The following is a 12,261-nucleotide window of genomic DNA, read 5'->3' as shown; positions in this document are numbered from 1 at the left end:
CGATCGTCTCCGTTCAGCCGGCGAGGTAGCGGTCGCGGATCTCCGAGACCGCGTTTTCGTGCGAGCTGAAGCCCTCGTAGCGGGCGAGCCTGCGGGCATGCTTCGCCAATTCCGGATAGGCGGCCGAGGTGACGTAGCCGACAGACGAGCGCTTGACGAAATCAGTCACCGAAAGCGGCCCGTAGGTGCGCGCCCAGCGGCTGGTCGGCAGCACGGCATTAGGCCCAAGGACGAAGTTGGCAAGGGTCACCGGCGTATGCGGGCCCATGAGGATCTCGGCCGCCTCGGTGATATGCCCGAGATGCGCGAACGGATCGTTCGACAGGATTTCCAGATGTTCGGGCGCATAGTCGTTGATGAAGCGGTAGCTGTCTTCCAGCGACGCGGTCAGCACGACGCCGCCGCGCTTGCCCGTCAGCACGGCGCGCGAGAACTCCACGCGCTGTTCGGTCATCCGCGACCAGTGTTGCGGGAGTGCGGCGAGCGCTGCCTCGGCGACCTTGCGGCTGTGCGTCACCAGATAGGCCGAAGAATCCGGTCCGTGCTCGGCCTCGATCAGCAGATCGAGCGCGGCAAGGCCGCCGTCGACGCTGTCATCGGCAAAGATGATGGCTTCCGACGGGCCGGCCGGAAGCCCTGTGTTAATGACCGAGGACAGGATGCTCTTCGCCGCCACCACCCATGGGCTGCCGGGGCCGACGATCTTGAGCGCGGGCTTCACCGTCTCGGTGCCGTAGGCGACGGCGGCGACGGCATGGGCGCCGCCGCATTTGTAGACGGTGTGCACGCCGGCGAGGCGAGCCGCGACCAGGGTCGCCGCATCCACCGAACCATCCGATGTCGGTGGCGTCACGATGGCGATCTGCGGCACGCCGGCAATGACCGCCGGAACCGATGTCATCATCGTCACCGACGGAAAGGCGCCCTTGCCGCGCGGCACGTAGAGCGCGACGGAGGCGATCGGCGTATAGCGGTCGCCGGCATAGGCGCCCGGCCGGACTTCCTTGAGCCACATCGTTTCCGGCTTCTGCTCCTCATGGAAACGCCTGATGTTGTCGATGCCGAAGGCGATGCTCTCCACGACATCCTTTTCGACCTTGTCGAAGGCCGCGTCGAACTCGGCTTCCGACACCTGCAGTCCGCCTTCGGCGACATTGGCCTTGTCGAGCTCCCTGGCGAACCGGATGAGGGCGGCGTCGCCCTCGTCCTTGACGGCCTGGATGATCGGGCGGACTTTTTCGACGAAGACCGACAGATCGGCCTCGGCGCGCTTCAACAGGCTGGCCCGCTGGGTGGCGTCGAGCGATGACAGATCGTGGAAGCTGATGTCGGACATGGATATTCCTCTTTGTTGGAAGGCAACGCGCCGGCCGGTTACGTTGCGCGAGACGTTGATTTCGAACTTTTAGCGCGCCGCCTCAAATCGATGCCAGGAAGCCGCCATCCACCGGAATGGACTGGCCGGTTATGTAGGCCGCCGCATCCGAGGCAAGGAAGACGGCAACGCCGTGCAGGTCGCCGAGATCGCCGAAACGCTGCTGCGGGATCTTGGCGAGCATGGACTGCTGCCATGCCTCGTTGCTGTAGAACACATCGGTCATCGCCGTCCGGAAGTAACCCGGGGCGATGGCGTTGACCCGGATGCCGAGACCCGCCCACTCCGCCGCCAGCGCCCTGGTCATGCCGAGCAGGCCCGACTTCGACGAGCCGTAGGGCACCGCGGTGGGAATGCCGACTTCTGACGTCAGCGAGCAGAGATTGATGATGGCGCCGCCATGCCCGGCATCCCGCATCTGCAGTGCAGCCGCCTGGGCGCAGAAGAACGCCCCCTTGAGATTGGTGTCGACGATCCGGTCCCACAGCGCCTCGTCGACGTCGAGCGAGGGCCTGACCTCCTCCATTCCGGCATTGTTGACGAGGATGTCGAGACCGCCAAGCAGGCCCGCAGCCTCGGCGGTAGCGGTCCGGCAGCGGCCGACATCGGTGACGTCGAGAGCGACGGCATGCGCAACCCCGCCGGCCGCACGGATCGCCGCCGTGGTCCCGTCGAGGGACGCCAGGCTGCGCGCGGTGACCGCGACGTCGGCGCCGGCAGCGCTCAACGCCTCGGCGATGCTGCGGCCGATTCCGCGGCTGGCGCCGGTGACAAGCGCTTTCCTGCCGGCGAGATCGAACAGAGAAGCATTACGCATGTGATCCTCCTTGCCGGTGTCGAGCTTCCGTTCCCATAGCGAGACTACCAGATCAAGTTACATATACAAGCATATACAAACAGTTTCGGCTACGCTACTCCTAACAAAATTCGCTGCGCTGGCGCGCCCGTCGGCGACCAGGCTCCCCTGGGGACGATGCAGCGAAACCCTGGTTTTTGAGAACCCGGTCGATGATAGGGGTCCGTCGGCCGACCGTAGAGGAGCCCGCTAATGTCGAAAGCATCAGACATGGTCCGAACCGAAGTCACGCGCTTGTCGCCTTACAATTCCGGGCTGACCGTCGCCGAGGTCATGCAACGATATGCTCCGGCCAGGATCGCCAAGCTGGGCTCGAATGAAAACCCGCTTGGTCCGAGTCCGACGCTTGCCACGATGATGCAGGCCGGCGCCGAGATGTTCCGGATCTATCCGGATCCGGCCGGGCGCGAACTGCGCCAGGCTATCGCCGCCAAATATGAGTTCGGTGAGGATCAGGTGATCCTCGGCAATGGCTCGGAGGACCTTCTCTCCGTCATCAGCCGTGCCGTGTTGCGGCCCGGCGATGCCGTCGTCACGCTCTATCCATCGTTCCCGCTGCACGAGGACTACGCGACACTGATGGGCGCGAGCGTCAAACGAGCGACCGTCAACGACGACCTCACCATCAATGTCGATGCCCTGATCGAGGCGGTGCGCGAGCGGCCCCGCATGCTGCTGTTCTCCAACCCGATGAACCCGGTCGGCAGCTGGCTGTCGGCCGGCGAGCTGTCGAAGGTTCTGGATGCGGCCGGCGACGAGACGCTGATCGTCGTCGACGAAGCCTATGCCGAATATGCGGAAGGCGACGACTATGCCTCGTCGCTACCTTACCTCTGCAAATGTGACCGGCCCTGGATCGTGCTGCGGACATTTTCCAAGGCGTTCGGGCTCGCCGGATTGCGGATCGGCTTCGGTATCGTCGGCGACCCGGAATTGCGCGCCCTGCTCGACAGGGTGCGCACACCATTCAACGCCAATGGCATGGCTCAGGCCGCCGCGCTGGCGGCGCTGGCGGACGAGAAACACCTTGCAAGGGTCGTCGCGCTGGCCAAGGCGGAAAGAACGCGGGTCGAGAGCTTCCTCAGGAACATGGGCCTCGACGTCGCCCCTTCCCGCGGCAATTTCCTGTTCTTCAACTGCCGGCAAAATGCCGCCGCCTTCGCCGAGGGCCTGCTGCGCGAAGGCGTCATTGTCAAACCGTGGAAGCAGCAAGATTTCGACAGTTATGTGCGTGTCAGCATCGGCTCGCCAGCGGAGAACGACCACTTCATGGCGGCGCTGTCGCGGCTGTTGTGATTTCCCGAAGGCCATGCTGAATTGTCTGGCGCGCACCGGGCACGATATACGGTCTGCCGTTCCCAATATGGAGTTTTTCGCAGGTGGCGCATCCCCTTTCGCCCAACGGCTTCCGTCCAGCCTCTCGGGCCTGTGTTCCTCCCCGGTCGCCTTGACGATGCCCAGCATGCTAGAGAGCAACGCACCGAAGAGCCTCTACCGCGAAACGGCCGGCGGCACCGCCGACTACCCCGCCCTTGCCGGCGTGCAGCGGGCAAGGGTCGCCATTGTCGGCGGCGGCTTCACCGGCCTTTCCACCGCCTTGCATCTGGCGGAAGCCGGCGACGACGTTGCCGTGCTGGAAGCGCACCAGCCGGGCTGGGGCGCTTCGGGCAGGAATGGCGGCCAGGTCAATCCCGGCCTCAAATACGATCCCGACACGATCGAGGCGATGTTCGGCCCTGAGCTTGGGCCGCGGATGATCGATTTCTCCTACGGTGCGCCGGATTTCACCTTCGGCCTCATCAAGCGCCTGTCGATCGCCTGCGAGGCCCGGCAGAACGGGACCATCCGCGCGGCGATCCGGCCGAAGCCGGAAGCCGCGGTGCGGACCACGGCCGCGCAATGCGAGCGGCGGGGCATGCCGGTCAGCATGCTGGATGCACAGGCGATGGCGACACGAACCGGAACCGACAGATACATAGCCGGCATGTTCGACGCGCGCGGCGGCGACCTCCATCCCCTGAAATACACGATCGGCCTGGCAGCCGCCGCGCGGAACGCCGGCGCGCGGATTTTCGGTGGCAGCGAAGTGCTTTCGCTGAAGAGGGAGGCTGGACGATGGGTCCTCAAAACCGCCAACGGCTCGGTCAGCGCACAGAAGGTGCTTGTAGCAACCAACGGCTATACCGGAGCCCTGTGGCCGGGCCTGGAGCAGTCGCTTGTTCCGGTGTTCAGCGCGATCGCGGCGACCGAACCGCTTGCGCCGGCAGCAGCGGCCGCAATTCTCCCTGAAAGGCCGGTCGTCTACGAAGCCGGCAATATCACCGTATACTACCGCATCGACGCGCAGAACCGCCTTCTCATGGGCGGCCGGGGACCGATGAAGCCGATCGGCGATCCCTCCGCCATCCGCTACCTCACCGACTATGCGCTGCGGCTGTGGCCGGCGCTTGCCGGAACGCGCTGGACACATGGCTGGAACGGCCGGGTGGCGATCACCAAGGACCATCTTCTGCACATTCACGAGCCGCAGGACGGCGTGCTGATCTGCGTTGGCTACAACGGCCGTGGCGTCGCCATGGCCTCGGCGATGGGCGCTGCCCTGGCGCAGCGGCTGCGCGGCAGCGACACGTCGCCGTTTCCCATGCCGACATCGACGCTCAAGCCAATCCGGTTCCACCGCCTCTGGCCGCTCGGGGTGAAGGCCGCGATCCTGTCCGGGCGGCTGAAGGACCGGTTCGGCCTCTGACACGAAGCGTTCGACCGACCTGACAATGCGCGCATCGCGCACGAAGTCGACGCGGACCGCTTCATCAAGCTGATGTTCGACCTGCTGCGGGATTAGCCCGCTCGGGTATATTCCCTTGCTTCAGCGTTGCCCGGTGCCAGGAACCGGGTCAGACAATCTGTCGGCGTGCCATCTCAGATGGTCGTCCATGAATGTCGAAATGAAGAAATACGAATGGTCGTAGCCGTCCTGCATGCGCAAGGTCAGCGCAATGCCCGCCTTGGCGCAGGCAGCTTCCAGCAGCCAGGGCCTCAGCCCGTCCTTGAGAAAGCCGTCAGACGTTCCCTGATCGACGAAAAGCTCGGGGAAACGGTGGCCATCCTCAATGAGCAAGGTGGCATCATAGCCCCGCCATGACGCCTCGTCGGCACCGAGATATTTTTCGAGAGCGGGCCGCGACCAGCCGGCGGTGCTTGGCTGCACGATCGGCGCGAAGGCCGAACAGCTTTTGAAGCGCCCGGGATTCTTGAGCGCGATCGTCAGCGCCCCATGCCCGCCCATCGAGTGGCCGAAGATCGCCTGGCGCGTCATATCGGCCGGAAATTCCCGGGCGATCAACGCCGGCAATTCCTCGCTGACATAGGAACACATGCGGTAGTTCGTGGCGTAAGGCGCTTGCGTCGCATCGAGGTAGAAGCCGGCGCCACTGCCGAACTGCCAATTGTCCTTCTCGTCGGGAATATCTCCGCGCGGGCTGGTGTCGGGACAGACGACGATCAGGCCAAGCTCCGCAGCCATGCGCCGGTACTCACCCTTGTCCATGACATTGGCATGGGTGCAGGTGAGGCCGGAGAGGTACCACACGACCGGGCAAGGTTTTTCACGGGCCTGCGGCGGCACGAAGACGGCGAAAATCATGTCGCAAGAGCAGGCATACGAAGCATGGGAATAGACGCCCTGCACGCCGCCATGCGACTTGGCCGAGGAGAGGGTCTTCATCCGGTCCGACATCTTGTTTCTTCTCCGCCAACGTCCGTCACGGCCGCCTGTCTACGGCATGGGGCGGGACCGCGGCAACCCTGATGGATTGGACCCATGGTCGCGAGGGCAGCTCGGGCCTATTCCGCCGCCAGGGCCGCCACTTCCCGCCGGAACGGCAGCGCATCACCGATATCGTGTGCGTCCTGTTCGCGCGCGAAACGGTGGCCGGCATAGGTCGCGACGGCTTCGGCATCCGCAGGATGCCGCACATCGCCACGGCACTATCGGCGTGGATCCTGCAAGATCATCTCCGCTGCCTTCTCCGCGATCATGACGACCGGAGAGTTGGTGTTGCCCGAGACGATTGTCGGCATGATCGAGGCATCGACCACGCGCAGTCCGGCAAGCCCGTGAACGCGTAGCCGGTCGTCGACCACCGCCATCGAGTCCGAACCCATCTTGCAGGTGCCGACGGGGTGGAAGATCGTCGTACCGATATCGCCGGCCTTGCGGATGAGGTCTTCGTCGCTGTCATATTGCGTGCCGGGCAGCATCTCTTCGGGCGCAAAGCGTGCCACGGCCCGTGCCTTCATCAGGCTGCGCACATGGCGCAGCGATGCGACCGCGACGCTGCGATCTCCCGCGGTGGAGAGATAGTTCGGCCGGATCTTCGTCGCCTCGCGCGGATCGGACGATGCCATATGCACGGTGCCACGGCTTTCCGGACGCAGATTGCAGACCGACACGGTGACCGCGGGAAAGCGATGCAGCGGCTCGCCCAGGCGGTCCGTGCTCAGCGGTTGCACATGGTATTCCAGATCAGGTGTTGCGAGCCGAGGATCGCTTCTGGCGAAGATGCCGAGCTGGCTCGGCGCCATCGACAGCGGCCCGCTGCGTTTGAACGCGTATTCCACCCCCATCGCCGCGCGGCTGATCAGATTGTGATAGCGCTGGTTGAGCGTCGCGGCATTGGCGACCTTGAAAACCGTGCGTATCTGCAGATGATCCTGCAGGTTTTCGCCAACGCCCGGCAAGGCGCGTCGAACATCCACGCCAATGCTCGAAAGCAGGTCGGGTCGACCCACTCCCGACAGTTCGAGGATCTTCGGCGAGTTGATGGCACCGGCTGCAAGGATCGTCTGTCCGGCGCTGACCCTGTGCAGGCGGTCGCCCTGGCGGAAGACCAGTCCGGTGACGCGCCGGCCGTCGAATTCGAGCCGTTCGGTCTCGGCCCCCGTCACCACGCGCAGATTCTGACGCGCCGCAATGCCGCGCAAAAACGCCTTCGATGTGTTCCAGCGCACCCCTTGGCGCTGGTTGACCTCGAAATAGCCCGAGCCTTCATTGGTGCCGGTGTTGAAATCGTCGGTGCGGGGAATGCCGAGTTCCTCGGCGGCGTCCCGGAACGCGTCGAGGATCGGCCAGGACAGACGCTGCCGTTCGACCCGCCACTCGCCGCCGCTGCCATGCATGGCGCTCTTGCCGCCGTGATAGTCTTCCGACTTGCGGAAATACGGCAGCACATCGTCCCAACCCCAGCCGACATTGCCGGCCTGTCGCCAGCCCTCATAGTCGGCGGCCTGGCCGCGCATGTAGATCATGCCGTTGATCGACGAACAGCCGCCAAGCACCTTGCCGCGCGGATAGTTGAGGCTGCGTCCGTTGAGACCGGCTTCCGGTTCGGTCTTCATCATCCAGTCGGTGCGCGGATTGCCCATGCAGAAGAGGTAGCCGATCGGGATATCGACCCAGTGATAGCGGTCGCTGCCGCCGGCTTCGAGCAGCAGCACCCGGTTGCGCGGATCGGCCGAGAGCCGGTTGGCGAGCACGCAGCCGGCGGAGCCGGCACCGACGATGACGTAGTCGTAATCGCCGAAAGGGGATGATGAAGTTTCGCTCACGTGCGTGCCTGCCGTGCGGCGATGCGCTCCCACATCGGAATCATCGCCTGGTTGATCTCGACATACAGGCGATACCCTCCCGCGTAAGCCTCAGCAACCGCCGCCGATGCCCGCTGCAGCCGATGGCGACGATCTCGCCGGCATCGATGCCGGCTTCGGCTATGCTTCGGCCGATGACCGAAACCGCGTTGCGCTAGAAGCGCCGTGGTGTCCGTCCCCTAGTCTAGATATCGATGCGCTGCTCGCTGTTGGGGTCGAACAGGTTGACACTGGCCGGATCGACGGCAAGGAATATCGGCTCGTTTCGCCGGCCTGCAAACCTCGGCGGCAGGCGGGCGATGATCGACTGTTCGCCAACCTGCACCGTCACCATGGTTTCCGGCCCTGTCGGCTCCACGACATCGATCACCCCCGTGATCGAAGCTTCATCGCGCCCGACCACCTTTAGTTCTTCAGGCCTTATGCCCAGGATCACCGGGCGCTCGGATTGAACCGGCCGCTTGCCGGCCTGCAATGCGACCGACACGCCGCCTGCTGCGAAACGCACGCCGTTGGCGTCCGAGACCAGGCGCCCGGGCAGGAAGTTCATCGCCGGCGATCCGATGAAACTTGCGACGAACACGTTGGCGGGCCGTTCATAGATGGTCCGAGGATCGGCAAACTGCTGGATGTGGCCGCCCTTCATCACCGCCACCTTGGTGGCCAGCGTCATCGCCTCGATCTGATCATGCGTCACATAGACGATGCTCGTGCCGAGACGCTCGTGCAGGCGCTTGATCTCCGTGCGCATTTCCACACGAAGCTTTGCATCGAGATTGGAAAGCGGCTCGTCAAAAAGGAACAGCTCCGGGTCGCGCACGATCGCCCGCCCCATTGCAACGCGCTGCCGCTGTCCTCCCGAAAGATTGGCAGGGCGTCGGTCGAGCAGATGCGAAATCTGCAGCAGCCGCGCCGCGTCGTCGACGGCGCGCTTTCGCTGATCGGCGTCCACGCCACGCATTTCCAATCCGAAGCCGATATTTCGCTCCACCGACATGGTCGGGTAAAGTGCGTAGGACTGGAACACCATCGCGATATTGCGGTCCTTGGGCGCGAGATCCACGACCGAGCGTCCGCCGATCAGGATGTCGCCGCCGGACGTGTCGTCGAGGCCCGCAATCATGTTGAGCAGGGTCGACTTGCCGCATCCCGACGGCCCGAGCAGAACCAGAAAGCCTCCGTCCTCGAGCTCGATGTCGACCCCGTGAAGGACCTGCACGGAGCCATAGGATTTGCGCACGTCCTTGATGGAAAGTGTCGCCATGCGAATACTCCTAACCTTTGATGGCGCCCGCGGTCAGCCCCTGAACCATGGTTCGCTGGACGATGGCGAAGAGGACGATGACAGGCAGGATGCTGAGAATGCCGCCTGCCGCCAGGACACCCCATGGCAACTGGAATTCACCGACCATCAACTGCAGGCCCACGGGCCATGTGCGGGACCCCTGCCCCGTCGTCAGCATCAGGGCGAACAGGAACTCGTTCCAGGCTGCGATGGCAATGAACACCGAACTTGCCACCAGGCCGTTGCGCGCCAGCGGCATGACGATACGAACCATGGCGCCAAGCCTTGTCGAGCCGTCGATGCGCGCCGCGCTCTCGAGTTCCTTGGGTGCGGAATCAAAGAAACCTTTGAGCATCCACACGAACAGCGGCAGAAGGAAACTCGTATAGGCAAGTGCAAGTCCGAAACGGCTGTCGACGAGACCGACGCCGCGCATGACGACATAAAGGGGAATGATCATCATCACCGCGGGGAACATGCGCACGACGAGATAACCGAGCATGAGCTGCGTTCGGCCGCGAAACGCGAAGCGTGAAAATGCATAGGCGGCAAGCGTACCCGTGGCGACGCAGATCGTCACTGTCAGGAAGGTGACGACCAGGCTGTTGGCTATCAGTCGCGGGAAGCTGGACTGCGTCCAGATCGCTACGTAATTGTCGAAGGTGACGCGCCTCGGTATGTACTGCATGGTCTGGGTGACGATGTCGGCCTCATATTTGAGCGATGTCAGGAACATCCAGATCATCGGACCGATGCAGAACATCGACAGGGTCGCGAGGACGAAGTAGGTGGCGATGTTGGCGATCAACCGCCGGCGGCGCTTGCTTTCAATCATCGCCCTCTCCCTTGGTAATCCTGGACAGGCGGATATATGCCGCCGCGAAGATCATCAGGATCACGAACATCACCACCGACAGGGCGGATGCGTAGCCGAAATTGAATTCCTTGTAGGCGGTCTGGAAGGCGTATAGCGACAGGACCTGCGTGGCGTCTCCCGGTCCGCCACCGGTGAGAATGAGGAGCAGATCGGGCGAATTGACCAGCCCGATGACGCGCAGGATCACCGCCGCCGCAATCACGGTCCTGAGCATGGGCAAGGTGATCAGCCTGAGTTGCGCGGCGACGCCCGCGCCATCCACCGCGGCTGCCTTGTAGAGGTCTTCGGGAATGCTCTTCAGGCCCGCGAGCAACAGCAGCGCGAAGAATGGAAATCCGTGCCACGCCTCGACAAGGACAGTCGCCGCAAGCGCGGTATTGGGATCCGCGAACCATGCCTTGTAGGTCTGCAGGACGCCCGCGCGAACAAGAAGATCGTTGATGACCCCAAGCCTCGGATCGAGCAGCAGGGCCCACATATGACCCGCCACGACGTTGGGCAGGAAATAGGGAAGCAGGATCAGCACGGCAAAGATCTTCGTGCCCGGCAGATCCCTGTTGAGGGCTGTCGCGGCGAGAAGGCCGAGCGCCAGTTCCAGCACGACGGCCGCGGTGACCCACACGACCGTATTCTTCAGGGCGATCCAGAAGACAGGATCGGACCACATTCCCGCATAATGTTTGAAGCCGACCCAGCCACCAAGCCCGGGACGCGTCAGACGCATCTCGCGAATACTGATGGCCATGCCGTAGAGCGTCGGATAGGCGATCACCAGGAGGATCATGACGAGGCTGGGAAGGAGCAGCAAATACATCCAGTACCGGGTCTCGGACAGTTCGCCGACAGCCCGCAAGGGCCGATATCCGCTCGAGCTTGATGTCATGGATGCGCGATGCGAAAGCATCGTCCCGTTGCGTTCAGAGCATGGCCGCACGCCGGAGCAGGCCGTGCAGGGATGTATCAGCGAAGGGCAGCTTCGAGGCCTTGGATCATACGGTCCACAGCCTGTTCCGGTGTCGACTGACCCGTGAGCACCGCTTGGAAAGCCGGGTTGACGACATTTTCGGACCAACCCGCCGCGCCCACGAAATTGTTCGGCAGACGTCCGAACTCCAGCGTTTCGACCGCCGCGTGATAGATTGGATTGCCGGTGATCCGCGGATCTTGCAGGGCAGCGGCCGAGGCCGGGAAATAGCCTGTGCCTTCGAGCAAGGTCAGGGCAGCATCGGTCTGGCCCCAGAAACTCACCCAGCGCCAGGCGGCCTCTATATTGTCTTCCTTCATGATGCCATTGCCGGCGTAGGCAACGCGAGCGACATGCGCCTTCGGACCGGCCGGCATGGGTGCCGTCGAGAATTGTTTGCCCTGCTTCATCGCGGCCGAGATTTCATTCAGCGAACCGGTGTGGTGCCACACCATTGCCGTCTGCCCGGTGCGGAAGCCCTCCATGATCTGGCGGTAGCTGTCGTTGGGCGCGCTCGGCGGCACGACCTTTTCCTTCAGGAAGAGATCGGAATAGAACGTTATCGCCTCGATCGCCGCGGCCCTGTCGATGGCTGGCTGCCCATCCTTGACGATCGGCGAGCCGAACGCCTCCATGACATCGATAACATATTTGAAACCGCCGGCGCCGGCGCGCATGCCGAAGGCATACCTACCCTTCGAGGGGTCGGTCAGCTTGCGGCAAGCGCTCAGGAATTCGTCGAAATTCCGAGGCGGCCCCGCCAGCCCGGCTTCCTCGAAATAGTCGGCGCGGTAGTACATCCAGTCGACGAAGGCAAAGGCGGGAACCGCATAGATGGCGCCGTTGCTGGAAAGCCCGGCCCAGCGATCTTCGGGGAAATTGGCCTTGCCTTTCCACCCGTTCACCCGCTCGGTAAGATCGATCAACCCCTCCATCGCGGTAAGATCGGCGAAACGCTCGGCGATCACCATCGCAGTATCCGGACGGCCACCGGCCAACACAGCCGAAGAGACCTTCGCCATATATTCGGAATTCGGGATATTCTCCTGCGTCACCGCCACATCGGCATTCGCCGCCTGAAACAATGCGATAATCTTCAGCAGGCTGGCCATTTCCGACTGGCTGGTGAAATGGTGCCAGTAACTGATGGCACTCGCGGCACGGGCGCCGCCGATATGCCCTGCCATCGCCAGGGCCGCCGAACCCATGAGAAACTGCCTCTTGTTCAACTGCATGCGATCTCCTCCAAGATATCAGA

11 protein-coding genes are annotated in these 12,261 nt (G+C 63.5%); 2 read left to right on the top strand and 9 right to left on the bottom strand.

Translation table 11 applies throughout. The features are described from left to right. Window positions 1-13: 13 nt before the first annotated feature. Together hisD and CK226_RS04370 are read right to left on the bottom strand one after the other, a co-directional pair. The gene (gene hisD, locus CK226_RS04375; RefSeq protein WP_095786807.1) at window positions 14-1,336 is read right to left on the bottom strand and encodes a histidinol dehydrogenase; all 1,323 of its coding nucleotides are present in this window, start codon (window positions 1,334-1,336) and stop codon (window positions 14-16) included. A gap of 82 nt (window positions 1,337-1,418) precedes the next feature. Further along, window positions 1,419-2,192: a glucose 1-dehydrogenase gene (locus tag CK226_RS04370; RefSeq protein WP_095771295.1), complete on the bottom strand. Its 774-nt coding sequence runs from the start codon at window positions 2,190-2,192 to the stop codon at window positions 1,419-1,421. 231 nt (window positions 2,193-2,423) lie between these two features. Between CK226_RS04370 and CK226_RS04365 the strand changes: the two genes are divergently transcribed. Together CK226_RS04365 and CK226_RS04360 are read left to right on the top strand one after the other, a co-directional pair. After that, entirely contained in the window at window positions 2,424-3,527 is a 1,104-nt protein-coding gene (locus CK226_RS04365; RefSeq protein ID WP_095786808.1) for a histidinol-phosphate transaminase, read from the top strand. A 166-nt stretch (window positions 3,528-3,693) separates the two neighbouring features. Next, window positions 3,694-4,977 carry an FAD-binding oxidoreductase gene (locus CK226_RS04360; protein WP_095791425.1) on the top strand — a complete coding sequence of 428 codons (1,284 nt, stop codon included), beginning with the start codon at window positions 3,694-3,696 and terminating at the stop codon, window positions 4,975-4,977. A 120-nt stretch (window positions 4,978-5,097) separates the two neighbouring features. On the opposite strand, the gene fghA is transcribed toward CK226_RS04360, so the two are convergent. The 7 genes from fghA to CK226_RS04330 all read right to left on the bottom strand — a co-directional run bounded on the left by fghA (window position 5,098) and on the right by CK226_RS04330 (window position 12,238). Continuing rightward, window positions 5,098-5,967 carry an S-formylglutathione hydrolase gene (fghA, locus tag CK226_RS04355; protein WP_095791147.1) on the bottom strand — a complete coding sequence of 290 codons (870 nt, stop codon included), beginning with the start codon at window positions 5,965-5,967 and terminating at the stop codon, window positions 5,098-5,100. A gap of 107 nt (window positions 5,968-6,074) precedes the next feature. Continuing rightward, complete coding sequence (locus CK226_RS36000; RefSeq protein ID WP_280951006.1) at window positions 6,075-6,206, bottom strand: hypothetical protein; 132 nt, start codon at window positions 6,204-6,206, stop codon at window positions 6,075-6,077. 12 nt (window positions 6,207-6,218) lie between these two features. Continuing rightward, a complete protein-coding gene (locus CK226_RS04350; RefSeq protein ID WP_095786810.1) occupies window positions 6,219-7,838 on the bottom strand; it encodes a GMC family oxidoreductase in 1,620 nt (539 codons plus the stop codon). A gap of 223 nt (window positions 7,839-8,061) precedes the next feature. Beyond that, entirely contained in the window at window positions 8,062-9,141 is a 1,080-nt protein-coding gene (ugpC, locus tag CK226_RS04345) for a sn-glycerol-3-phosphate ABC transporter ATP-binding protein UgpC (RefSeq protein ID WP_095791146.1), read from the bottom strand. A 10-nt stretch (window positions 9,142-9,151) separates the two neighbouring features. Next, window positions 9,152-9,997, bottom strand: coding sequence for a carbohydrate ABC transporter permease (locus tag CK226_RS04340; protein ID WP_095771300.1), 846 nt, complete (start codon window positions 9,995-9,997; stop codon window positions 9,152-9,154). Further along, the gene (locus CK226_RS04335) at window positions 9,990-10,853 is read right to left on the bottom strand and encodes a sugar ABC transporter permease (RefSeq protein ID WP_245437657.1); all 864 of its coding nucleotides are present in this window, start codon (window positions 10,851-10,853) and stop codon (window positions 9,990-9,992) included. Before CK226_RS04335 ends, CK226_RS04340 begins: the two co-directional genes overlap by 8 nt. 146 nt (window positions 10,854-10,999) lie before the next feature. Further along, window positions 11,000-12,238 carry a sugar ABC transporter substrate-binding protein gene (locus CK226_RS04330; protein WP_095791145.1) on the bottom strand — a complete coding sequence of 413 codons (1,239 nt, stop codon included), beginning with the start codon at window positions 12,236-12,238 and terminating at the stop codon, window positions 11,000-11,002. Window positions 12,239-12,261: the final 23 nt, after the last annotated feature.

Source organism: Mesorhizobium sp. WSM4311, assembly GCF_002295115.1.
In the GTDB taxonomy this organism is placed as follows: Bacteria; Pseudomonadota; Alphaproteobacteria; order Rhizobiales; family Rhizobiaceae; genus Mesorhizobium.
This window is presented reverse-complemented; position numbering and strand designations above follow the sequence as displayed.